This window comes from Neotabrizicola paludis (assembly GCF_044142105.1).
GTDB lineage: Bacteria > Pseudomonadota > Alphaproteobacteria > Rhodobacterales > Rhodobacteraceae > Pseudogemmobacter.
Map to the genome: position 1 here is coordinate 181,121 of NZ_JBGTYM010000005.1, position 22,989 is coordinate 204,109.

Here is a 22,989-nt window from a genome sequence, read left to right on the forward strand (position 1 = left end):
ATGAGCCCCGCCGAAGACAGGGTCATCAGACGCTCGGCCAGGAATGGCTGGCTGCTCTCGACCCCCGCCCTGGTCTTGCTGTTCTGCGCCGCCGCTGGGCCGCTGATCATCGTGGCGATCTATTCCTTCCTCACCCCCGGCAAATACGGCAATGTGGAATGGACCTTCTCGACCGGGGGCTGGGTCGGCATCCTGTGGACGAAGGACATCTTCGACGACACCTGGCAATTGGCCGATGCGCATCTGACGATCTTCTGGCGCTCGGTGTCGCTGTCCTTCCTGACCACGCTGTTCACCTTCATCGTCGGCTTCCCGACCGCCTGGTTCATCGCCACGCGGTCGCCGGAACGCCGGGCCTTCTGGCTGTTCCTGATCACCATTCCCTTCTGGACCAACCTGCTGATCCGCACCTATGCGATCAACGAGGTGCTGCGGAAAGAAGGGCTGGTGAACACGGTCCTTCTGAAGCTGCATGTCATCGAGACGCCGCTGGACATGCTCTACGGCCCCTTCGCCATCTTCGTCGGCATGACCTATGTCTATCTGCCGCTGATGGTGCTGCCGCTTTTCGCCGCCATCGACCGTTTCGACATGCGGCTTCTTGAAGCGGGATACGACCTTTATGCCAGCCGCGTGCAGGTCTTGCGCCGGGTGATCCTGCCGATCGTCAAGCCGGGGATCATTGCCGGCTCGATCCTGGTCTTCGTGCCCAGCCTGGGCGCCTATGTGACACCGCGCGTTCTGGGCGGCGGCAAGCAGATGATGATCGGCAATTTCATCGAGCTGCAATTCGGCCAGGGTCGCAACTGGCCCCTGGGCGCGGCGCTGTCGATGCTGCTGCTGATCGTCGTGACGGCCGCTTTGTTGATCTATGTCCGCTATGCGGGTCGGGGTGGAGGGGCGCGTCATGGCTAACAGGGGCTTTGAGGTCGCGCGCCTTCCCGGTTTCGCGACGACGGCGGCGGTCGTCTTTATCGCACTCTATCTGCCGATCTTCACGCTGGTCGCCTACAGCTTCAATGCCAGCCAGTCGGTCGCGGTCTGGGGCGGCTTTTCGCTGGACTGGTATGTCAAAGCCTGGGGCAATCAGCAGATCAAGGACGCCACGCTGCGCAGCCTGATCATCGCGGTCTTCGCCGCGGCGATCTCGACCTCGGTCGCCACGATGGCGGCGCTGGGCACGACGCGGCGGGCCGCGTTCAAGGGCCAGACCTTCATCTATGTGATGATCAACCAGCCGCTGATGGTGCCCGAGATCGTGACGGCGGTCGCGCTTCTGATCCTGTTCGGCATCATCAAGCAGGCGACCGGCATCCAGGGCATCGGCTATGTGATCCTGGCGCACAGCGCCTTCTGCATCCCCTTTGCCTATCTGCCGATCCGCGCGCGGCTGGAGGGGATGGACCTGGCGCTGGAGACGGCCGCGGCCGATCTTTACGCGACACCCTGGCAAACCTTCCGTCGTGTCACCCTGCCCCTTCTGGCACCGGGCATCGCGGCCGGGGCCATGCTTGCCTTCGTCATCTCGCTGGACGACGTCGTCATCACCGAGTTCGTGAAGGCGGGCGGGCAGGACACGCTGCCGACCTATATGCTGGGCCAGCTTCGTCGCCAATTGACGCCCGAAATCAATGCGGTCTCCTCGATGCTTCTTCTGGTGACCGTGGCCCTGCTGACCGCCTTCTTCCTGCTGACGCGCAAGAAGAATGACTGAAGCGTTTCTGAGAACGACAAGACCACCAACCGGGAGACGATCCATGAAGAAACTGCTTGGCGCAACCGCGATCCTGCTGGCTTCGGCCTGCATGGCCGCAGCCGAAGGCGAGCTGCAACTGTTCAACTGGGGCAATTACACCAGCCCCGAGCTTCTGGAGAAGTTCAAGAAGGAGACCGGCATCACCGTCACGGTGACCGATTATGACAGCAACGACGCGGCCCTGGCCAAGATCGAAGCCGGCGGCCATGGTTTCGACCTGGTTGTGCCGACGCATCAATATGTGCGGATCTTCGTCGAGAAGGGGCTGATCGTCCCGCTGGACCTGTCCAAGATTCCGAACCACAAGAACATTGCCCCCGAATGGATGGATGTCGAATGGGATCCGGGCCGCGCCTATACGATTCCGTGGCAGTGGGGCACGACCGGCATCGCGGTCAATACCGCGGTCTATTCCGGCGACATCAACACCTCGGACATCTTCCTGAACGTGCCGGACGAGCTGAAGGGCAAGATCAACGTCGTGCCGGAAATGAACGACGTCGTGAACATGGCCGTGATGTGGGCCGGCGGCACCAGCTGTTCGGAAGATCCCGAAGTGCTGAAGAAGGCGCGCGACGCGCTGCTGGCCGCCAAGCCCGACTGGCTGTCGATGGATTACGGCGCCACCGAGAAGCTGTCGAACAATGACTGGGCGGCGAGCCTGAACTGGAACGGCTCGACCATGCGGGCGCGGCTGGCCAATCCGACGGTGAAATACGGCTATCCGAAGGAAGGCTATCCGGTGTGGATGGACTCGGTCGCGCTTCTGAAGGACGCGCAGCATGTCGAGGAAGCCTACAAGTTCCTGAACTTCATCGCCGAGCCGGAAAATGCCGCGATGATCAGCTCTTTCGCGCGCTATGCCAATGGCATCGCCGGGTCTGAAGCCTTCATGCCGGAAGACATGAAGACCGCGCCCGAAATCGTGGTGCCGGAAGAATTCAAGGCTGCCGGGCACTTCATCCCGACCTGCAGCCCGAAGGCGCAGGAATACATGACCGCGATCTGGACCGAGCTGCAGAAGTAAGCTTAGGGTTCCGAGGCTGGGCCGGGGTCTTCAGGGGCCCCGGTCTTTGCATCTGTGTCAGCCCCCGGGGGCGCGTTGCCCACCCGGCCCCCAGAGGATAATTTCCGAAGATGACGTCAGCAGAGCTTCTGGACCTGAGCGCGACCGAGCTTTCTCGGGCGATCCATGTGCGGCAGGTGGCGCCTTCCGAAGTTATGGCGGCGCATCTGGCGCAGGTTCGCGCCGTGAACGGACCGGTGAATGCGCTGGTTTCCTGTCGTGACCCGGACGCGGCGATGGCCGAGGCCCGGGCGCTGGACGATGTACCGCCGACGGGCTGGCTGCATGGCATTCCGCTGCCCGTGAAGGATTTGCAGGCGACGGCGGGGCTGCGCACCACCTGGGGTTCGCCGGTCTATGCCGACCATGTGCCCGCGAAGGACGATCTTCTGGCGGCGCGGATGCGGGCGGCGGGAGCGGTCTTCACCGCCAAGACCAATGTGCCGGAATGGGGCCAGGGCTCGCACAGCTACAACCCTGTCTTCGGCGTCACGCGCAACCCCTATGACCTGTCGCGCAGCGCGGGCGGATCTTCGGGCGGGGCGGCGGCGGCCCTGGCCTGCCGGATGGCCTGGGTGGCGGATGGTTCCGACATGATGGGGTCTTTGCGCAACCCGGCGGGGTTCTGCAATGTCTATGGCTTGCGCCCGACCTGGGGTCTGGTGCCAAGCGATGCCGAGGGCGACACCCATCTGGCGACGCTGGCGACCGAGGGGCCGATGGCGCGCACGGTCGAGGACCTGGCGCGGTTCCTGCTGGTTCAGGCCGGGGAGAACCCGGAAGTGCCCTTTCCGCGCGCGGTGCCCGATCTGCTGTCGGGGCTGGAGCGGGGCGTGAAGGGGCTGCGGATCGGCTGGCTGGCAGATTGGGGCGGCGCCTATGCAATGGAGCCGGGCATTCTGGAGGCCTGCGCGGGCGGGTTGAAGGTGCTGGAGGATCTGGGCGCGGTGGTGGAACCTCTGGCGCCGCCCTTCGCCGCCGAAAAGCTGTGGTCCTCCTGGGTGACCCTGCGGGCGATGCTGTCAGCGGGGGGCAAGAAGGCGCTGTATGACGATCCGGCGAAACGCGCCGTGACCAAACCCGAAACGATCTGGGAGATCGAGCAGGGCCTCGGGCTGTCGGCCCAGGCGGTCTATGAGGCGAGCGTGATCCGCAGCCGCTGGTACGCCCATGCGGCGCGACTGCTCACCCGCTTCGATGCGCTGGTGCTGCCCACCGCGCAGGTCTGGCCCTTCCCGGCAGACTGGGACTGGCCGAAAGAGATCGCCGGGCGGCAGATGGACACCTATCACCGCTGGATGGAAGTGGTGATCCCGGCCAGCCTGATCGGCCTGCCAGCCTTGTCTGTGCCTTTGGGTTTCGGGCCGCAGGGCCTGCCCTCGGGGATGCAGATCATCGGCCGGTCGGGTGACGATGCCGGGGTGCTGGCGATCGGACAGGCCTATCATCGCGCGACGGGCTGGCCGCAGAAGCGCCCGCCTCTGGTGGCCGAGGCGCTTTCGCGTTAGGGCTGGCGCAAAAGGGGGGACCATGCGGGTTCTGGTCATCGGCTCGGGGTCGATCGGGCGGCGTCATTCCGAAAATCTGGCCGCGCTGGGGGCGGTGCCGAAGCTGCTGTCCTGGCGCGAAGCCGGCCTTGCCGGGGCCGAGGCAGCCATGGCCGAGGCCGAGGCGGTGGTGATCGCGACCGCGACAGACATCCGCCTGCCGCTGATCGCGGCGGCGGCGGCGCGCGGCCTGCCCCTCTATATCGAGAAGCCGCTGGCCTTTTCGCCCGAGGAGGTTGAAGAAATCAACCTTGTCGCCGCGCCGGTGGCCGGGCGGTCCATGCTGGGCTACATGATGCGCTATCATCCGGCGCTCAGGGCGCTGGCCGAGGCGGACCTGTCCGACCTGTTCCAATTCGCGCTGACGATCGGCCATGACGTCACGCAATGGCGGGCCAACTGGAGGTTTTCCGAAAGCTACGCGGCGCGCGGGCAAGGTGGCGGGGTGTTGCTGGACCTCTGCCATGAGCTGGATATGGCGGCCTGCCTGTTTCCGGGACTGGAGTTGACGGGCGTTGAAGCGCTCGGTCATCCGGCCTTTCCGGGGGTAGATTTCGCCAGCCGTATCTCGCTGCGGCGCGGGGCGCTGGTGGGCGATGTGTCGATGGATTACCTGACCCCCGGCCTGCATCGCCGCGCCCATCTGCGTGGAGCGGAGCGGATGCATGATTTCGACTTTGCCGCGCAGGCCTATCGGGTGACGGATGCGGCGGGTGGCCGGATGCTGGACCTGCCGCTGGAGAGAAACGCGATGTTCCTCGACGCGATGCGCGACTTTCTGGCCTTGGCGGCCGGGCGCGCGCCGTCGGAGACCCCGTTGCTGCCGCGGCTGGACCGGGTGATGGATTCGGCCCGGCTGGTGGCAAAGGCCTGGGCCGCGCGGCGCTTTGTCGGTGAGATCACGAAGGAGATCCCATGATCCTGGGCCATATCGGGGCGCGCAAGGGCAGCAAGGGCGTGCCGCGCAAGAATTTCCGCATGATCTGCGGCAAGCCGCTGATCGACTGGTCGCTGGACCAGTTGTTCGCGCATCCGATGGTGGATGCGGTCGTGGTCTCGACCGATGACGAGGAAATCTACGATCATGCGGTGGCCAAAGGCGCGCTGAATATCGGCCTGCGGCCCGCGCATCTGGCGACGGATACGGCGGGGAAATTCGGGGTCTGGCAGCACGCGCTGGAGGTCTCGGAACCCCTGTGTGGCGAGGTCGAGGCCTTTCTGGACTTGGACTGCACCTCGCCGCTGCGCCTGCCGGAAGACATCACCGGGGCCTTGCAGCTTTACAAAAGCGAACATCCTGACCTGGTGATGAGCTGCTGCGAAGCGCGGAAGAACCCATATTTCAACCTTGTCGAGCCGGATGCCTCGGGCGCGCTGCATGTGTCGAAGCCCCTGCCTGGCGGGGTGGTGGCGCGGCAGCGGGCGCCGGTGGTCTATGAACACGCGGCCTCGACCTATGTGGTCGCGCCGGACTATCTGCGGCGCTCGAAGGGTCTGTGGGAGGGGCGCGTGATCCCCTTTCTGATGCCGCCCGAGCGTTGCGTCGACATCGACAGCCCCTTCGATTTCCGGCTGGTCGAATTTCTGCTGAAGGAGGCCACAAATGGCTGAATCTCTGAAGGGTCGCACGGCTTTCATCACCGGATCTGGAGGCGTCCTGGGCAGCACCTATGTCCGGCGGATGCTGGCGGAAGGCGCGCGGGTGATCGCGTCGGACCTGCCGGGCAAGCGGGCCGAGGCATTGCTCGAGGCGCATGGAGCCAATGAAGCCTTCCGCTTCTATGAGCTGGACGTGGCCGATGAGGCGCAGGTGGAAGGCATCTTCCAGCGCATCCTGAAGGATGGCTGGGAGCCGAATGTCGTGTTGAACAACGCGGCGATCACCGGAGAGCTTTTGATGGGCGCCGGCAAGGGTTTCCCCGACTTCTGCGACTTGACAGTGTCAGATTGGGAAAAGACCCTGCGCACCAACCTGACCGGCCCCTTCATGGTTGCACGCCAGATGGACCGCGACATCGTGGGGAAATGGCCCTGCACGCTGATCAACGTGGCCTCGATGTATGCGCTGAACGGGGCGCATCACCCGATCTACGAGGGCATGCCATTCAAGAATTTCTCGGCCTATGGCGTGACCAAGGCAGGCATCCACGGGCTGACGGTCTGGCTGGCGGGCTATTGGGCGCCGCGCGGGGCGACGGTCAACACGATCGCGCCGGGCGCGGTGTTCAACAACCATTCGGACGAGTTCCAGCGCCGCGTCGGCGAGCTGATCATGCTGAACCGCATGGCGAAGCCCGACGAGATCGCCGATGCGATGCTTTTCCTGGCCTCGGCGGCCTCGGGCTATATGACCGGGCAGCTGGTCAATGTGGATGGCGGGTTCAGCGCCTGGTGAGCAGCGGCGCAATGGCGGCCAAGGTCTTTGCCGTTGCCCCGGAATGATCGGCGAGAAAGGCCTGGATCTGTTCGGGTTTCGGGCCGGACCAGCCTTGCGGGTCTAAGGCGCGCGCAAGGTCGGTTGGGGTCTGGGCATGGAAGCAGACGCCTGCGGCGATGGCTTCGGACGCGGGATATTCGATCGTGTGGATTTCCGGGCCGACGATGACCAGACGGCCCAGAGCCAGCGGCTCGATGATATTATGGGCGCCATGCTGGGTGAAGCCGCCGCCGGTCACCACGCGGTCGGCCATGGCGAGGTAGAAATACATCTCGCCCAGGCTGTCGCCGAGCAAAAGATCCACCGCCGGGGTTTCGCGCAGAGACAGGTCTTCGGCGAGGCTCTGCGACCGGCGCGCAAAGGCGATGCCGTGCGCGCCGATCAGCTGCGCAACCTCGTCGAAGCGTTCGGGCTTGCGCGGGACATAGATCACGAAGGGGCGGTCCGGAGCGGCGAGGCGGGTCTTGATGGCGTCAAGATAGAGATCGTCCTCGCCTTCGACCGCCGAGGCGAAACAGAGCGTGGGCCGCCGACCGGCAAGGGCCTGCCGCGCGGCGGGGGCGGCGGCGACGAGCGCGGGCGGGATCGGCTGGTCAAAGCGTAATTCGCCGGTGACCTGGATGTTTTGCATCCCGACAGCGGCGAAACGATCGGCCTGGAGCTGCGATTTCACCAAAGCGCCCGTGAAGCCGCGCATCACGGCAGGACGCAGGGGGAAGCGGGCGTCGCGGGCGATGCTCTTGGTCGGGTATTGGGCATTGCACATATAGAGCGGCACACCTGCGTCGCGGGCGGCAAAGACCATGCGGGGCCAGATCTCGATCTCCATCACCAAGCCCAAGCGCGGTTGAAAATCACGAAAGAAGCGCTTGTAAGTGAAGGAAAATTCCAGAGGCACCCAGACGGCGCGCAAACGGTTCTGCGATCTTTCCGATGCAAAGACACGCTCGGCCTCGCGCCGCCCGGCGGGGGTGAAATGGGTGGTGACGACGGTTTCGCCCCGGTCGAGAAGCGCGCGGATCAGGGGAACGGCGGAGCGGAGTTCGCCAAGCGAGACGGCATGGACCCAGACCGCGCCGGGCAGAGGATCGGCATAGCGGCCGAAGCGTTCCGCCAGATGCCGGGCATAGAGCGCATCCTTGCGGCCACGGCGGCGCAGGTAGATGAGGATCGCGGGCAGGCAAAGCGCCCAGAGCAGGGACCAAAGGGCCAAAAAGAGCCTCATGCCATCAGCCCCAGCAAGTCGCGCGCGAGGGGGGCGAGGCTGCCCTGCGCGGCATCGGACAGGGCTTTGGCGCGGGCGGCCATGGGCGCGTGCTTTTGCGCCAGGGCTTCGGCCAGGGTCTCGGTCGTGACCGGCCGCGCGGCCCCTGCCCCATCCAGCACGGCGAAATCGCTGGCGAAATTCGCCGCTTGCGGACCGTGCAGGATGGCGGAGCCAAGGGCGGCGGCTTCCCAGGGATTGTGGCCCTGGGTGGGGCCGAACGTGCCGCCGATCAAGCTGACGGGGCAGAGCCGATACCACAGGCCGAGCGTGCCGAAGGCATCGGCGACATGCACTGCGGCGGTTGGCGCCTCGCTTGCCGATTGAAGTGTCGTAGCTAGGCCCAGGGCACGGGCGGCGGCGGCGATTTCGGCGCCACGGGGCGGATCGCGCGGGATGACGATCAGAAGCGCGGACGGGTCTTCCGCGAAGATGCGCTGCGCGGCGGCCAGAGCCACCGCCTCATCCTCGGGGTGGGAGGAGGCGAGAAGCCAGGGCGAACGGGTGGCAAGGAACGGCTGAAGGGACGTGAGGGCAGCGTGATCCACGGCCAGAGGCGGCGCGGCGGCCTTGAATGAGCCTGTGACTTGCGGCGCTGGGGCGCCCAAAGCGGCAAGATGGCGGGCCGTGTCCGCATCTTGCGCCGCAACCAGCCGGAAGCGCGACAGAAGATCGGCGTAAAGTCCCCGCGCCTTTTGCCGCCGGGCGAAGGCCTGCGCATTCATGCGGGCGTTGACGAGGGCGAGCGGGATGCCAGCCGCATCGGTCAGGGTGACGGCATTGGGCCAGAGATCCTGCTCGGCCCAGATCGACAGGTCGGGGCGCCAATGCGCCAGAAAGCGGCGGAGATAGCGCGGGGCGTCGATGGGGAGGAACTGGTGGATGGTGCGGGGCGGCAGGTTCGCCGCCAGCACCTGGGCCGATGACCGGGCGGAAGAGGTGATGAGGAAATGGAGGGCGGGGGATTGGCGGGACATCTCGGCGATCAGCCCGCGCAGGGCCAGGACTTCGCCCAGACCAACGGCGTGAAGCCAGACGAGGCGGCTTTCGGGACGCGGGGCGGAGGCTTCGCCCAGTTTCTCGCGCCAGCGAGCGGGGTCTTCCTTGCCGCGCGCCAGCCGGCGGCGGAGGAGCGCCGCGGCCAGCGGGGTCATTGCCCGGGTCGCCGCGCGATAGGCCGCAAGCTGCCAGCCCATCAGCCGCCGTCCGCGAAGGCTTTTTGCAGCGACCGGCCCCAGAAGGCGGGATCGGCGAGAACTTCCGCGAAGCGGTCGGCGGCCAGGCCCTGGCCGAAGCCTGCATCGCGTGGGTGCCTTTGGCCCCACATCTGCGAAAGGAAGGCGGCGATGGTCGGGGTATCGAAGGCCTCGCAGGCCGTCACCGACCCCGCGTCAGAGCGGTTGGCCTGGCGGGTGCCGATGTCCAGGGACGGCAGGCCCAGGAAGGGCGCCTCGCGCACCCCGGCGCTGGAATTGCCGACCATGACGGCAGCGGATTTCATCAATTCGGAAAAATGCGCGAAGCGCATCGAGGGCAGCACGCGGAAGCGCGCCTTCGGCAAGGCGTCAAGCACGGCGAAGATCGCCTCGGACCCCGGATCATTGTTCGGCGCGATGACGACGAAATTCCGACCCGAAGCCTCAAGCGCCGCGAAAAGCGCCCGGGCCTGCGCGCCCATGGTGGCCTGTTCCGACGTGACCGGATGGAAGACGGCGATGCCGAAATCGTCAAACGGGATGGCGTAGCGCGCCTTCACCTCTTCCAGCGTAACGCCCGAGGGCTTGGCGTGGAAATCCAGCTCGGGCGAGCCGATGACATGGATGCTGTCGCCCGGCTCGCCCAGCGCCATGACCCGTTTCTTCGCCCCTTCGGAGGAGACGAAATGATGGGTGCAGAGCTTGGTATTGCAGTGGCGGAAGACCTCGTCGATCGTGCCCGAGACCTCGCCACCCTCGACATGGGCCGAGCGGATGTAATTGGTGGCAGAGACAAGCGCGCCCGCCAGCGCCTCGATCCGGTCGCCATGGATCACCACCAGATCGGGGCGGTGTTCGGTCACATAATCGGAAAAGCCCATGACCGTCTTGGCCAGCACGATGTCCTGCGGGTCGCCGGGGCGCTGGTTGACGAAATCATGCACCTCGACGCCGGGCATCCGGGCGACCTCGAGCTTGGTCAGGCCATAGCGGTCCAGCATATGCATCCCGGTGACGAAGAAGGCCACGTCATGCCCGGCATCGCGGGCGGCGGCGGCGAGGGGTTCCAGCTTGCCGAAATCGGCGCGGGTGCCGGTGAGGAAAAGGATCTGGCGGGTCATGGTCCTGCCCTTAGCACAGGGGGCGGAAATGTCACGGGCCTGTCACGGCGCGACCGGCGCAAGAATGGCGCGGACCGCCGCTGCGATTTCGGGGGCGATCAGCGCGACACCCGCCTGCGACAGGTGGTTGGTGTCGAAGAAATAGGCCACACCATCGGCATAGAGGGTGCAGACCTCGGGGCCGCAAAGCCGGTCGCTGACATCCAGCCTATGGGTCATCGGACCCGAGGGCGCGGCATCCAGCACGGCGCGGCTGTTCGCGGTCTGGTCTCGGAAGGCGGCGGCGGGATAGGTCAGGCGGTCGACCGAACGCCCTTCCTTCCACATCTGGCGCGCCACATATTGCGGCACATGCCAGGCGCCGATCGGCAGCGGATAGACGATCAGCACCTCTTTGCCGGCCGCTTCCAGATCCCGCACCAGCCCGGCGAATTGCCGTTGCAGATAGGTCTGCCGCTGCGTCTCGGGGATGGAGCCGTCGTTTTCAACCGGCACAGCATACTGCACATCGGGCAGCACATAGCCCGCGCGGGTATCGAAGGGCTCGCGCTCCACGTAATTGGCCCAATAGGCGTAGAGGATGACGAGTTTCACCTCTTTCTGCGCGATGATCCAGTCCTTGACGATCTGGTCAAAGGCCGCGCAGCCCGCCGCGGCCGCGACCGGAGCCTGGGTCAGCTGGTCGATGTTCTTCATTCCAGGAATGGCAGGGCAGCCCCCGGTCGAGAATTCGCGCAGGGGGTACTGAGGCAATGCCTGCGCGATCTGATAGGCTGCGGCGGCGACATGGCTGTCGCCCCAGATCACGATCTGCGGCCCCTTGGCGTTGGGGTTGTGCAGGCAGGCCTCGCCGGGGTTCATACCCTCCACTTCGGCGCGGCCCCGCACGCATTTGTCATGGGTGGGCGAACGGCTTTCGCCATAGGCCAGCACGGCCCGAGCCTGGGGTGGCAGCCGTTGGGGATAACCCTTGGTGACATGGCCGCCGATAGCGAAGGCAAGGAGCGCGACGAAAGCGGCGTCCAGCACGCGGCGGCGGGAGATAGAAAGCGGGCCGGGGCGGCGGAAGGGCTGTTCGACCAACGCCCAGCACAATCCGGCAAGCAGCAGGGTCGCGACCACCACCGCCAGCTTGGCGGTCAGGCTCTGGACCGGGCGTCCCGAGATCACCAGAAGGCTGATGATCGGATGGTGGATCAGATAGGCGGAATAGGAGATCAGCCCGACCGCACGGAAGGGCCGACTGGAAAGCAGGCGTCCTGCCGGACCGACGGCCCCGAACAGGACCAGCAGAACTGCGCCCGCAACCGGCACAAGCGTGGTGGGGCCGGGCCAGCCCAGCGGTACTGGTAGAAGGCTGACGCCGATCAAGACGAGGCCCAGCCCTAAGAGGGCGAGGACGGCAGATGCCGTGGAGGTGATCTTGCGGGCATGCGGCAGGAAGGCGGCGGCAAGGACACCTGCCATCAGCTCCCAGAACCTTGTGTGCAGAAGATAGAAGGCAAGGGTCGGCTGCGCCTCGGAGGTTTTCAGCGCGACGGCAAGGCTGGCCAAGCCCAGCAGAGCCAGGAGCGGAAGCAGGGCGCGGCGACCGAAACGCGCGGCCAGCGCCACAAGTGGCGGAAACAACAGGTAGAACTGCTCCTCGACCCCGAGGCTCCAGGTATGCAGAAGCGGGTCAAGGGCGGCTTCGGGGTTGAAGTAGTCGATGCGGCTGTAGAACCAGACATTCGACAGGAAGGCGAGCGTGGCCGCGACCGCGCCGCCGAAATAGCGCAGGTCATGTGGCGTCATCTGTGCCCAGGCAAAGGGCAGGATGCACAAGATGACGGCAAAAAGCGCGGGCAGGATGCGGCGGATGCGGCGGGCGTAGAAGCGGCGATAGGTGAATGTGCCCTCGGCCCGTTCGCGCAGAACGATGCCGCCGATCAGAAAGCCCGAGATGACGAAGAAGACATCTACCCCGGCATAGCCCGACCCCGCGCCGGGCAGCGAGAGATGATAGAAGATGACGGACAGGACCGCGATGGCCCGCAACCCGTCGATATCCGGTCGATAGCGCGTCGTGCCGTCTGATGCCTGCATGTCCCGCCCGCGCCGCAGCTTGTGGCGCGGTGATAAAGGCTTGGCGCGGGACGGACAAGGGTTCGGTCGGCCGCGTGGGGCCACGCGGCGGCCCAAGGCAAAACTTGACAGGCCCGGGTGCAGATGAAATGCGTCTTGCCGCGAGCGGAGGGGAAGAGTTCATGCTGATATCGGCGGCGCTGCGCCTGCTGCGGGCTGTTGCGATGCTGCTTTTCGGCGCGGGTCTGATCCAGCACGCCATCGCGCGCTTTGAATTGCCGACCCGGCTTTTGAATTTCACCGTCGCGCCGCAGACCGCCATCCTTACCACTTGTGTGCTGGCGGCGACCGCATTGGCGCTGGTGCTGCCGCTGGTGCGCCGCGCGCCCGACAGGATGACCCGCGTGGTCGCGATCCTGGGTCTGGTGGCGCTGGTGCTGGTCGTGCCCTTCACCTTCCTTGCCACCAATTTCGGCTATGTCGATTTCGAGACGGTCATGATGTCGATGGCCGACAACCGCGCCAGCGACATCGTCGATGTGGCGGTGAAGGATTTCGCCGGGCCGCTGGCCGAAACCGCGCTGACGACGCTCTTGCTGGCGGGATCGGGCTGGTGGCTGATGCGGCGGATGCCCGCTTTCGTGCCGGCCATGGGCGCGCTTGCCCTATTCGCCATCGTGACCAGCCAGCCCTCGGCGGCGCTCTATCGGCTGATCTTCCCCGACCCGGCGCTGAAGATGGTCAGCGGCAAGGATCTCGTGGCGCCCGAGATCGTCGCCATGCCCGCCACCAAGCGCAATCTGGTGATCATCTATCTGGAGTCGCTCGAGCGCAGCTATCGCGACATTCCGGCTTCGGCAGATGCATTCGGCCCTCTGGCTGCGCTTGAGGATCGCGGCTTCTCGGCCCGCAACCTTGCCCAGATCCATGGCACCCATTACAGCGCGGCCGGGCTGGTGGCGAGCCAATGCGGCATTCCGCTTCTGCCGCGCGGCTTGACCGATCCGAAGACCTTCGCCAGCTCCAAAGGTCTGACGCAGCATGGCATCAGCCGCTTCCTGCCCGGCGTGACCTGTCTGGGCGACCTGCTGTCGGCGCAGGGCTATGAAAGCGCCTATGTGAACGGCTCGGACACCGAGATTTTCGCCATCGGCAACTTCCTCAAGGACCATGGCATCGGCACGGTGCGCGGACTTAAGACCGAACCGGAATTCGCCAATGTCGAGGGAACGAACACCTGGGGCGTGCCGGATACGGTGCTGTTCGATGTCGGCCTGCAAGAACTGGATCGGCTGGCCGCGCGCGATGCGCCCTTTGCGTTGATGCTGTTCACCGCCGCGACCCATGGGCCGGGCGGCTATCTTGATCCCGGCTGCGAGTATACCCCGCCGGTCAAGCCCCGCCGCGCCGACAGCCTGATGCCCGCGACCATCTATTGCACCGGCAAGCTGATCGAAAAATTCCTGTCGGATCTGGCGGAGCGGGGCTTGGCCGACAACACGGTCGTCGTCTTGATGAGCGACCACCTTGCCATGCCGAACACGATGGCGTCCGAGCTGAACAGGCTGGGCGAGGACCGGCGCAACTATTTCGTGGTGCTGAACGGGGCCGGGCAGATCGACGGCGTGCGCAGCGACCGCCCGGCGATCATGCCGGACATCTATCCGACAATCGTTGAATCCTTGGGCTTCAAGCTGAAAGATGGGGCAGGAAACCTTGGACGGTCCCTGCTTTCCCCCGGGCCCACCCTCTCCGAACGGCTCGGTCACGATATCGTGAACCGCGCGCTGTTCGGAAATCCCGACCTGCGACGTTTGGTCTGGACCGACATGTGACCTTATCGAACTGCCTTCCGGGGCGCGTATCCGACAAATCCTGTGATCAACCGGTTCCTGCCGGGCGCGTCGGTGCCCGCCTGGTCCGGTTTCAGGGCGGACATGATCTATCTCAGACGGCAGAACCTGCTGTTCATCAAGACGCACAAGACCGCGTCCACCTCGCTCGACATCGCACTGTCCTGCGCCGTGGGCGACCCGGAAGACATCGTCACCCCTCTCTTGCCCGAGGATGAACTGAAGCGCGCCGAAATCGGCGGGCATCTTCCCCAGAACTGGGCCTGGCTGAAACCGCGTGAACGGCGCTATCTTAAGGATTTCGCAGCCTATCGCGACACAGGCACCATTCCCGCGCGCCATCTGCCGGGCGGCGAGGGCAAGCTTTACTCGAAAGCTGCGGCGCGGTTCTACAATCACATCACGCCGCGGGCGCTGCGCAAGCGCGGCGCGCGTGCCATGCTCGATGGGGCCTGGCTGGTGACGATCGTGCGCCATCCCTATGAACAGATCGTCTCTTGGGCCTGGCATCAGAAGAAGCTGCGCGGGCTCGACGTCCCGCTGTCGCAAGTCATAGATGCCGGAATTGCCCTGCCCTCGCCCAATATGCCCTATCTGTTCGACCGCCATCGCCGCCCCGATTGCGTCGTCCGCTATGAACACATGGCCGAAGATCTTGCGCAAGTTTCCGACCGCGCGGGACTGGATCTGGCCGCGCATATGCCGGTGACCAAGGGGGGCCATCGCGCCGACCGCAAACCGGCACCCGAGATGCTGAGCGCGGCACAGAAGGCCGCACTTTATGACCGGGACAGGCTGATCTTCGATGCCTTCGGATACGAGCGTTAGACTGCGGGCAGATCGCGCGCATAGCTGAACAGGTCAAAGTCGCGGGCATAGAGCCTGCGGACAATCGCAACCGTTGCGGCATCGTAATAGCTGACAAGGCTGCGGCCCTTGACCTTGGCGCGGGTCGGGTTGATCCGCTTCATCCGGATGCCGGGAAGCCCGACCTCCTCCATCGCCTGCGCGAAGTCGTCAGCCAGCGTCTCGAAGCGCATTACCCGGTTGACCAGCAGCTGCCCTGCCCCGTCCACCAGCCAATGCGCCTGGTCGGGCAGCACCGAGAACGAAGGCACGAAAAGGCCCCGCGCGGTGCTGCGCCAGCGCAGGTAATCGGCGAAGCTCATCGCCGCGAATTCCGCCGCCTTCCTGGGGTTGCGGAACTCCTTGAGGTATTCGTAATGCGACACGGCGTGATCGAAGGGGTTGCGCACCACGGTGAAGCGGAAGAAGCGGTCGAAGACCTGCGGCCCCAGCTTGGCGCGCATCGCCGCCGCCGTTTCATGCTTGCGGAAATACGCTCGGTCCGGCGCCTCGCGCACTGGCAGCCAGCGCAGCGCCCGCCGCAGGGGCGTGCGGGTTCCGGTGACGGCATGGGACTCCAGCGCGGCGGTCATCGCAGTGCCCGCGGTCTTGGGCACATGGACGAAGATGAAATTGTGCGAGGTGGAAAGGATCACCCGCCGCCCCCTAGACGAGATCCGCCCATTTCAACTGCGTGTTCCGCGTGACAGCCCGTGTCAGCCTCTTGCCCAGCACCTTGTCGAAATCATAGGCCGCGATCTCACCGCTGCCTGGCCGGCGCGCCCAGATGTCCTGTTCGCGGATCACATGGCCCTCGGCCAAGTCGGCATCGGCCACGACCGAACCGCGCGCGAAGCGGTAGACGTCTTCTTCCGGGGCAGAGCGCTGCTTGGGGTTGTTCGCCGCGATCCAGATTTCCTTTGAACGGTCGATCAGGAAGCGCAGCTCGGCCGGGTCCATCGAGTTGATGATGTCCGGCCCCTTGCGGTAGCGCGTGTCGGTGTAGTGGCGCTCAAGGATGCAGGCGCCAAGGGCGACCGAGGCAAGCGCCATCTCCGGGCCGATGGAATGGTCGGAAAAGCCGACAACGGCCTTGGGGAAGGCATCCTTCAGCTCGGTCACCCCCCGCAGGCTGACGATTTCCGCCGGGCTGGGGTAAAGATTGGTGCATTCAAGCAGGGCGTAGGGCACACCCGCCTTGTCAAGAATCTCGACCGAGGCGCGAATGGTTTCAATGGTTTGCATCCCCGTCGACAGGATCACCGGCTTGTCCTTGCGGGCGATGTGGCGGATCAGCGGCAGGTTGTCGGCCTCGCCCGAACCGATCTTGTAGGCGGGCACGTCAAGCGTTTCGAGATAATCCGCCGCCGCCCGCGAGAAGGGCGTGGAAATCCAGATCATTCCCAGGCTTTCGGTATAGCGCTTCAGCTCGGCCTCTTCGTCAAGGCTCAGGGCACAGCGCTCCATGACATGCCAGATCGAGACATCGGCATTGGGCGGGAAGATCGCCTTGGCCTCGTCGGTCATCTCGTCTTCCAGGATATGGGTCTGGTGCTTCACCATCTCGCAGCCCGCGCCGGCGGCCAGCCGCACCATCTCCTTAGCGACGGAAAGATCGCCGCCATGGTTGATGCCGATCTCGGCGATGACGAGGGGCGGATGGGCGGGGCCGATCTTGCGGCCGGCGATGGTGATCTCATTGGGCATGGGAGGCGCTCCTTTGGGGTCAGGTGCTGCACAAGGGCGCCGCGCTTGTCAAGAAAACGGATAGCGGGCCAGCAGATCATGGCGCGCACCGCGCGGGGTGAGATGGCTTTCCCAGAGGCACATGTCGCCGACCGGCCAGGGACCTGCGGTGAACCCCGCGCCGCCCGCGATGGCGCGTTCCAGCGCGGCGGTTTCGGCAAAGCCGGGCGGTCGGAACTGGCCCAGCGTGACATGGGGCGAGAAGCGACGGTGTTCGGGGTCGAGGCCCGCGCAACGGGCCGCCTGTTCGGCCTTCGCTTGCACGCGCATCAGCGGTTCAGAGGGCGCAAGGCCAGCCCAGGCGACACGGGGCCTGTCGCCGCCGTAGAGGCCAAGGCCCTGCAACTGAAGGGAAAACGGCGCGATACGCAGGGCCGACCAGGCCTCATGCGCGGCTTCGAGGGCGGCTTCCGGCGCCTCGGCCACGAAGAGAAGCGTCAGATGCAGCTGGTCGACCGGGGCTTTCTTCGGCAGGGGCAGCAGAAATTGCTGCACCGCCAGGGCAGAGCGCAGGTCGTCGGGCAGGTCAAGGCCCAGGAAAATGCGCCTCATCGCCGGGCCAGCAGGGCAAGACGGTCGCGGATTTCCGGGCGGACCGGGCCTTCGCGCGGGGCGTCGACAAGACTGTGCAGCATTTCCGGCGCGGGAGGCGGCCGTGCGCCACCATTCCAACTGAGCGCAGCAAGCACCGCCCGCGCCCCGGGCGGCAGGCGGTCCGGCAGTTCCTGTCCCGAAAGATGGCCCCAGATCGCGGTCCACAGCCGCCCGACCGACCAGGGATTGTAGCCACCTCCGCCGGTGACCAAGAGGCGGGGCGACAACGGGCGCAGGGCGGCGAGCGCCTGTAAATAGGCATGGGTCGACAGGCAGAGCCGCGAAAGCGGGTCCTCGGTCAGGCTGTCGGCACCACATTGCACCACCAGAGCCTGGGGCCGATGCTCGGCCACGCGCGGCAGGATCAAGCCCTGCAGCACCGCCCGCGCCTCGGTGTCATTATAGCCGCGCGGCACGGGCAGAAAGAAGCCCGAGCCGCCTGCCGTGTCGGTCAGAAGACCGGAAAAGGGCCAGCGGCCTTCCTCATGCACCGAAATCATGCGCACACGGGGATCGCCCGCAAAGGCGGCCTCCACCCCATCGCAATGATGGGCGTCAAGATCGACATAGGCCACCCGGGTCAGCCCGGCACGGAGCAGAACGGCGATCGCAAGAACGACGTCGTTCAGGTAGCAAAAGCCGTTGGCACGGTCGCGCAAACCGTGATGCGTGCCCGCGCCCGGCACATGGACCACGCCCGCCGGGGCGGCAGCCAGCATCTCGGCCGCCCAGATCGCCCCCCCGGCCCCGGTGGCGGGGCGGCGGAACATCTGCGGGAAAACCGGGTTCGACAGCGTGCCAAGGCCATGGCGGACTCGCGTCTCATCGGACACTTCGCCCGCCGCCTCGGCCCGTTCCAGCGCCGCGACATAGGCAGGGTCATGCCACAAGGCCAGCGCGGCGGGCTTGGCACGCGGGCTGGCGCGGTAGCTGCCGGATGCCAGCCAACCCAAAGCGCGACCGAGATCCATCACGGTCGAGACTCGGGGCACCCGCAGGGGATGCGTGCCGCCATAGGACGAACCGCGATAGATCTCGGATCCCAGGAAGACCGGCCCCGGGGTCGGTTCCAGCGCCTGCGCGGCCCGAGTCAGACCGTGTTTCACGGCAGCAGGGCCTCGATCCGCTCTCGGATCACGCCCGAAGGGTTGGCGGCGGACCCCCAGATGGCCTCGATCTCACCGTCCGGCCCCAGCAACACCTTGTTGAAATTCCAGCCAGGGACAAAGCCCGCCTCTTCCTTGACCCAGACATAGAAGGGATGCGCCGCGGCGCCGGTGACAGGGGTGATGGTGGTCATCGGCAAGGTCAGGTCGAAGGTCATCTCGCAATAGGACTTGACCTCGGCATCGCTGGAAAGCTCCTGGTTGAAATCATCCGACGGCACGGCCAGGATCAGCACGCCTTTCGGCCCCAGCTCCTCATGCAATTTCTGAAGATCGTCGAATTGCCCGGCAAAGCCGCAGAGCGACGCGGTGTTCACCACCAGCACCGGATGGCCCTTCCAGTCGTCAAGATCGATCTTGCCGCCATCAATCGCATCAAAGCTGAACCCGGCCAGGGCCGGCAGGGGCGCGAGCGCAAAACCCAGGAGAGCGGCAAGGTGGAGGCGGTTCATGACTGGCCTTCGACATGTTCCATGGGTTGCACCGGGCAGGAAAGAGACCGGATAGTTCCCAGTATAATGGTGTTAGGCCTAGGAATTACAACGAATCCATGTGACGATATGCGGAATTTGGTACCCTCCGCGCATAAGGGGGGAACGGGCGGTTCTGAACGGATGAGCAGACAGGGCAAGATATCGGCATCCCCCGAAACCGGGGGGATCGGCACGCATCGTCAGGTGGCGGCGCTGTGCTGGCGGATGCATGGCGGCGTGCCCGAGGTGCTGCTGATCACCAGCCGCGACACCGGACGCTGGATCGTGCCCAAGGGCTGGCCGATGGCCGATCGCAGCGCCGCTGCGACGGCCGCGCAGGAGGCCTGGGAAGAGGCCGGGGTGCAGGGCGACGTGGCCGAGGCAAGCCTGGGCGCCTTTCATTACCCGAAACTCTACGAAAATGCCGATCCGCGGCTTTGCAAGGTCGAGGTCTTTGCCCTGCGGGTCGAAGGGCTGGCGCATCGCTACCCCGAGCGCGGCCAGCGCCGCCGCAAATGGTTCGGTCTGGCCAAGGCCGCGCGCCGCGTGGTCGAGCCGGAATTGCGCGCCCTGATCCTGGGATTTACCGGCGATGCCGCAGCGGGCGGGGCCGCGACCGCCACAACTGCGTCTTGACCCGGCCGGTGCGATGATTAGCTAAGGGAAATCGCCCCGCATTTGGCGGGGCCCTGGGCCGGAAAGATGATCCGCTACACGCTCACCTGCGACAAGGAGCACAGCTTCGAGAGCTGGTTCGCCGATGCCGCCGCCTATGAGGCGCTGCACGGCGCGGGTCAGCTGTCCTGTCCGCAATGCGGCTCGGCCCGGGTTGCGAAGGCGCTGATGGCCCCGGCGGTCAGCCTCGCGCGGCGGGTCGAGGCCGCAAAGGCGGCGGCGGCGCGGCCCTCCCTCTCGGAACCGTCCAGCGAGATCGAGGCGAAACTGGCCGCGCTGCGCCGCCAGGTCGAGGAAAACTCGGAATATGTCGGCATGAATTTCGCGGCAGAAGCGCGCAAGATTCATGACGGCGAGTCGCCGGAACGGGCGATCTATGGCGAGGCCAAACCCGACGAGGCCCGCAAGCTGATCGAGGATGGTGTGCCGGTCGCCCCCCTGCCCTTCCGCCCCCGCAGCAAGGCGAACTGACCCTAAGGCACGGCACGGGCGGGGCCGAGAGAAAGACTTGCCGCGTTGCGCGTCGCGCACGCAAGGCGGCGCCGTCAGATCACAGAGACAGGGGGAAGGAAGCCTCAGTAGATGTAGCGGATCTGTTCCGTCCAGAACCGTTCCATGCGGCGGAGCGCGGTGTTGATCTCGTCCATGCCGGACGTATCGACCAGGGCGCGTTTCTCGATCTGTTCGGCCTGGCGGGCGAAAAGCTCGCTCAACAGTCCGCGCACCTTGCGGCCTTTGTCGGTCAGGCGCACCCGCACCGAGCGGCGGTCGATCTCTGACCTCTGATGGTTCATATAGCCCAGCTCCACCAGCTTCTTGAGATTGTAGCTGACATTCGAGCCCTGGTAATAGCCGCGGCTTTTCAGCTCGCCCGCCGTCACCTCATTCTCGCCGATGTTGAACAGCAAGAGCGCCTGGACCGAATTGATCTCGAGGATCGCAAGGCGTTCGAATTCGTCCTTGATCACGTCGAGCAGCAGCCTGTGCAGCCGCTCGACCAGCGACAGGTTGTCAAGATAGCAGGAGAGGAACGCTTTCTGCGATCCATCAAGAAGGGGTTGGTGGATGGACATCTCGGGCTCCGCCTGTGTCAGACAGGGGAAGAATCGGGACAAAGCACAAACATTCGGTAAACTCGCGCCGATCTGTCCTCAATTCCCCCGCAAATCTCTGACGACGGTCCGATCAGCCCCGGGCCAGACGCGTCCGCGCGAAGCTGGCGATGCGCAAGATCAGCGCCTCGGCCCAGGCCGGGGCGGGGGCTGTGCCCATGATCCAGGTGATCAGATCCTGGTCATTCTCGGCCAGAAGGCGGTCGTAAAGGTCCAGGTCCTCTTCCGACAGACCGGCAAGATGCGCATCTGCATAGGGGCCAAGCACGAGGTCCATCTCTTTCGTGCCGCGCCGCCAGCTTCGCATCGCCATGCGTTTCAGCCGGGCCGAAGGGTCCTCTGCCGCCATGATCATCCCTCGGCGCGCAGAAGCGGGCGCAGGCGGCGTTCGACCGCGGCGATCTCGGCGGCAAGGGCCACCGCCCGGCCCTGCAGGCGCGCCAGGTCGGCCAGAGCCGCCGCTGCCGCATCGGGCGTCGGCGTGGCCTCGCCCGCCGGGGCCTCCAGCCCGTCGCCCTCTGCCGTCAGCAACCAGCGCAGGGACACGTTCAGCATGCCCGCCAGCATCTGGAGGCGGTTGCCGCGCGGCTCGGCCAGGTCTTCCTCCCAGGCTTGCAGGGTGGTCAGCCGCACGCCCAGGCGCTGCGCCAGGTCTTCCTGGCTCAATCCCGCCGTTTCGCGTGCGCCGGCGAGCCTGTCGCCGAAGGTCGCCACATCCGCCGCGAACCAGGTGCTGCTTTCCGCCATCTTGCCTCTCCTTCTTTTCGATATCGCTTGTATGACCGGGGCGGCGACCATAAGACCCTTGACCGGAAATCGCAAACAATTGGCCCCGGCTGACGGGGCCGCCTGCCCCGGAGCCCCGCATATGGCCTTCCTTTCCGACACGCTGGCCCGCGTGAAACCCTCGCCCACGATCGCCGTCACCACCAAGGCGCAGCAATTGAAGGCCGAAGGCAAGGACGTGATCGGCCTTGGCGCGGGCGAGCCGGATTTCGACACGCCCGAACATATCCGCGACGCGGCCAAGCGCGCGATCGACGCGGGCAAGACCCGCTACACGGCGGTCGACGGCATCCCCGAGCTGAAAGCCGCGATCTGCGCCAAGTTCCTGCGCGAGAACGGCCTGACCTATACGCCGCAGCAGGTGTCGGTCGGCACCGGCGGCAAGCAGATCCTGTACAATGCGCTGATGGCGACGCTGAACCCGGGCGATGAGGTGATCATCCCCGCGCCCTATTGGGTCAGCTATCCCGACATGGTCCTTCTGGCGGGCGGCACGCCCGTGCCGGTGGTCGCGGGAATCGAGACCGATTTCAAGCTGACCGCCGAACAGCTTGAGGCCGCGCTCACGCCGAAGACCAAGTGGTTCATCTTCAACTCGCCCTCGAACCCGACCGGCGCGGGCTATACCGAGGCCGAACTGCGCAAGCTGACCGATGTGCTGATGCGCCACCCGCATGTCTGGGTGATGTCGGATGACATGTACGAACATCTGGTTTTCGACGATTTCAAATTCGTCACCCCGGCCCAGATCGAGCCGGGCCTCTATGACCGCACGCTGACCTGCAACGGCGTGTCGAAAGCCTATGCGATGACCGGCTGGCGGATCGGCTATGCGGCGGGCCCCGTCGCGCTGATCAAGGCGATGGGGACGATCCAGTCGCAGTCGACCTCGAATCCGTCCTCGGTCAGCCAATGGGCCGCGCTCGAGGCGCTGACCGGCCCGCAGGAATTTCTGGGCGACTGGCGCAAGGTTTTCCAGGGCCGCCGCGATCTGGTCGTGTCGATGCTGAACCAGGCGCCCGGCCTGCGCTGCCCGCGCCCGGAAGGGGCCTTCTATGTCTACCCGGATATCTCGGGCTGCATTGGCAAGGCCACGCCCGGCGGCACGGTGATCACCAATGACGAGGTCTTCGCCACGGCGCTGCTGGAGGAAACCGGGGTGGCGGTGGTGTTCGGCGCGGCCTTCGGTCTTTCGCCCAACTTCCGTGTCAGCTACGCTACCTCGGACGAGGTGCTGCACGAGGCCTGCTCGCGCATCCAGAGATTCTGCGCCTCGCTTGTCTGAAA

General features: G+C 65.6%; 24 protein-coding genes. 12 read left to right on the plus strand and 12 right to left on the minus strand.

Annotation, left to right across the window (positions count from 1 at the left end):
• The 7 genes from ACED67_RS12960 to ACED67_RS12990 all read left to right on the plus strand — a co-directional run bounded on the left by ACED67_RS12960 (position 1) and on the right by ACED67_RS12990 (position 6,764).
• Complete coding sequence (locus tag ACED67_RS12960; protein ID WP_395542073.1) at positions 1-915, plus strand: ABC transporter permease; 915 nt, start codon at positions 1-3, stop codon at positions 913-915.
• Positions 908-1,714 carry an ABC transporter permease gene (locus ACED67_RS12965; protein WP_395542074.1) on the plus strand — a complete coding sequence of 269 codons (807 nt, stop codon included), beginning with the start codon at positions 908-910 and terminating at the stop codon, positions 1,712-1,714. The genes ACED67_RS12960 and ACED67_RS12965 overlap by 8 nt, the downstream gene beginning before the upstream one ends.
• A 43-nt stretch (positions 1,715-1,757) precedes the next feature.
• Positions 1,758-2,783 carry an ABC transporter substrate-binding protein gene (locus ACED67_RS12970; RefSeq protein WP_395542075.1) on the plus strand — a complete coding sequence of 342 codons (1,026 nt, stop codon included), beginning with the start codon at positions 1,758-1,760 and terminating at the stop codon, positions 2,781-2,783.
• 110 nt (positions 2,784-2,893) lie between these two features.
• A complete protein-coding gene (locus ACED67_RS12975) occupies positions 2,894-4,330 on the plus strand; it encodes an amidase (protein ID WP_395542076.1) in 1,437 nt (478 codons plus the stop codon).
• A gap of 22 nt (positions 4,331-4,352) precedes the next feature.
• Positions 4,353-5,288: a Gfo/Idh/MocA family protein gene (locus ACED67_RS12980; RefSeq protein ID WP_395542077.1), complete on the plus strand. Its 936-nt coding sequence runs from the start codon at positions 4,353-4,355 to the stop codon at positions 5,286-5,288.
• Positions 5,285-5,980: an acylneuraminate cytidylyltransferase family protein gene (locus tag ACED67_RS12985; protein WP_395542078.1), complete on the plus strand. Its 696-nt coding sequence runs from the start codon at positions 5,285-5,287 to the stop codon at positions 5,978-5,980. The genes ACED67_RS12980 and ACED67_RS12985 overlap by 4 nt, the downstream gene beginning before the upstream one ends.
• Positions 5,973-6,764 carry an SDR family NAD(P)-dependent oxidoreductase gene (locus ACED67_RS12990; protein ID WP_395542079.1) on the plus strand — a complete coding sequence of 264 codons (792 nt, stop codon included), beginning with the start codon at positions 5,973-5,975 and terminating at the stop codon, positions 6,762-6,764. The genes ACED67_RS12985 and ACED67_RS12990 overlap by 8 nt, the downstream gene beginning before the upstream one ends.
• Here the strand turns inward: ACED67_RS12990 and ACED67_RS12995 are convergent.
• Genes ACED67_RS12995 through ACED67_RS13010 form a run of 4 tightly spaced genes read right to left on the minus strand, consistent with a single transcriptional unit; the run spans position 6,751 to position 12,472 of the window.
• Positions 6,751-8,019, minus strand: coding sequence for a 3-deoxy-D-manno-octulosonic acid transferase (locus ACED67_RS12995; RefSeq protein WP_395542080.1), 1,269 nt, complete (start codon positions 8,017-8,019; stop codon positions 6,751-6,753). The genes ACED67_RS12990 and ACED67_RS12995 overlap by 14 nt on opposite strands.
• A gap of 8 nt (positions 8,020-8,027) precedes the next feature.
• Positions 8,028-9,266: a 3-deoxy-D-manno-octulosonic acid transferase gene (locus ACED67_RS13000; RefSeq protein WP_395542081.1), complete on the minus strand. Its 1,239-nt coding sequence runs from the start codon at positions 9,264-9,266 to the stop codon at positions 8,028-8,030.
• Positions 9,266-10,387: a UDP-N-acetylglucosamine 2-epimerase gene (neuC, locus tag ACED67_RS13005; RefSeq protein ID WP_395542082.1), complete on the minus strand. Its 1,122-nt coding sequence runs from the start codon at positions 10,385-10,387 to the stop codon at positions 9,266-9,268. The genes ACED67_RS13000 and neuC overlap by 1 nt, the downstream gene beginning before the upstream one ends.
• 42 nt (positions 10,388-10,429) lie before the next feature.
• Positions 10,430-12,472, minus strand: coding sequence for an acyltransferase family protein (locus tag ACED67_RS13010; protein ID WP_395542083.1), 2,043 nt, complete (start codon positions 12,470-12,472; stop codon positions 10,430-10,432).
• A 161-nt stretch (positions 12,473-12,633) separates the two neighbouring features.
• Between ACED67_RS13010 and ACED67_RS13015 the strand changes: the two genes are divergently transcribed.
• Positions 12,634-14,286 (plus strand): sulfatase-like hydrolase/transferase, encoded by a 1,653-nt coding sequence (locus ACED67_RS13015; RefSeq protein WP_395542084.1) that lies wholly within the window; start codon positions 12,634-12,636, stop codon positions 14,284-14,286.
• 102 nt (positions 14,287-14,388) lie between these two features.
• A complete protein-coding gene (locus ACED67_RS13020) occupies positions 14,389-15,132 on the plus strand; it encodes a hypothetical protein (RefSeq protein WP_395542085.1) in 744 nt (247 codons plus the stop codon).
• On the opposite strand, the gene ACED67_RS13025 is transcribed toward ACED67_RS13020, so the two are convergent.
• From ACED67_RS13025 to ACED67_RS13045, 5 genes are read right to left on the minus strand one after another with little or no spacing between them, the layout of a single operon-like run.
• On the minus strand, positions 15,129-15,806 hold the full coding sequence (locus tag ACED67_RS13025) for a sulfotransferase family 2 domain-containing protein (protein WP_395542086.1): 678 nt from the start codon (positions 15,804-15,806) through the stop codon (positions 15,129-15,131). The genes ACED67_RS13020 and ACED67_RS13025 overlap by 4 nt on opposite strands.
• 10 nt (positions 15,807-15,816) lie before the next feature.
• Positions 15,817-16,857, minus strand: a complete 1,041-nt coding sequence (locus ACED67_RS13030) for an N-acetylneuraminate synthase family protein (RefSeq protein WP_395542087.1) — start codon at positions 16,855-16,857, stop codon at positions 15,817-15,819.
• Between the two features lie 48 nt (positions 16,858-16,905).
• Positions 16,906-17,448: an RNA 2',3'-cyclic phosphodiesterase gene (gene thpR / locus ACED67_RS13035; RefSeq protein ID WP_395542088.1), complete on the minus strand. Its 543-nt coding sequence runs from the start codon at positions 17,446-17,448 to the stop codon at positions 16,906-16,908.
• A complete protein-coding gene (locus ACED67_RS13040) occupies positions 17,445-18,596 on the minus strand; it encodes an arginase family protein (RefSeq protein WP_395542089.1) in 1,152 nt (383 codons plus the stop codon). The genes thpR and ACED67_RS13040 overlap by 4 nt, the downstream gene beginning before the upstream one ends.
• Complete coding sequence (locus ACED67_RS13045) at positions 18,593-19,108, minus strand: glutathione peroxidase (RefSeq protein ID WP_395542090.1); 516 nt, start codon at positions 19,106-19,108, stop codon at positions 18,593-18,595. The genes ACED67_RS13040 and ACED67_RS13045 overlap by 4 nt, the downstream gene beginning before the upstream one ends.
• A 162-nt stretch (positions 19,109-19,270) precedes the next feature.
• Here ACED67_RS13045 and ACED67_RS13050 point away from each other — a divergent pair, with 162 nt between their 5' ends.
• On the plus strand, positions 19,271-19,765 hold the full coding sequence (locus ACED67_RS13050; protein WP_395542091.1) for an NUDIX hydrolase: 495 nt from the start codon (positions 19,271-19,273) through the stop codon (positions 19,763-19,765).
• A 66-nt stretch (positions 19,766-19,831) separates the two neighbouring features.
• Positions 19,832-20,275 carry a DUF1178 family protein gene (locus tag ACED67_RS13055; RefSeq protein WP_395542092.1) on the plus strand — a complete coding sequence of 148 codons (444 nt, stop codon included), beginning with the start codon at positions 19,832-19,834 and terminating at the stop codon, positions 20,273-20,275.
• 104 nt (positions 20,276-20,379) lie between these two features.
• Here the strand turns inward: ACED67_RS13055 and ACED67_RS13060 are convergent, their stop codons facing one another.
• The 3 genes from ACED67_RS13060 to ACED67_RS13070 all read right to left on the minus strand — a co-directional run bounded on the left by ACED67_RS13060 (position 20,380) and on the right by ACED67_RS13070 (position 21,663).
• Positions 20,380-20,877, minus strand: coding sequence for a MarR family winged helix-turn-helix transcriptional regulator (locus tag ACED67_RS13060; RefSeq protein ID WP_395542093.1), 498 nt, complete (start codon positions 20,875-20,877; stop codon positions 20,380-20,382).
• Between the two features lie 112 nt (positions 20,878-20,989).
• Complete coding sequence (locus ACED67_RS13065; protein WP_395542181.1) at positions 20,990-21,268, minus strand: FAD assembly factor SdhE; 279 nt, start codon at positions 21,266-21,268, stop codon at positions 20,990-20,992.
• Positions 21,268-21,663: a helix-turn-helix domain-containing protein gene (locus ACED67_RS13070; RefSeq protein ID WP_395542094.1), complete on the minus strand. Its 396-nt coding sequence runs from the start codon at positions 21,661-21,663 to the stop codon at positions 21,268-21,270. Before ACED67_RS13070 ends, ACED67_RS13065 begins: the two co-directional genes overlap by 1 nt.
• 121 nt (positions 21,664-21,784) lie before the next feature.
• Between ACED67_RS13070 and ACED67_RS13075 the strand changes: the two genes are divergently transcribed.
• Positions 21,785-22,987: a pyridoxal phosphate-dependent aminotransferase gene (locus ACED67_RS13075; RefSeq protein WP_395542095.1), complete on the plus strand. Its 1,203-nt coding sequence runs from the start codon at positions 21,785-21,787 to the stop codon at positions 22,985-22,987.
• Positions 22,988-22,989: the final 2 nt, after the last annotated feature.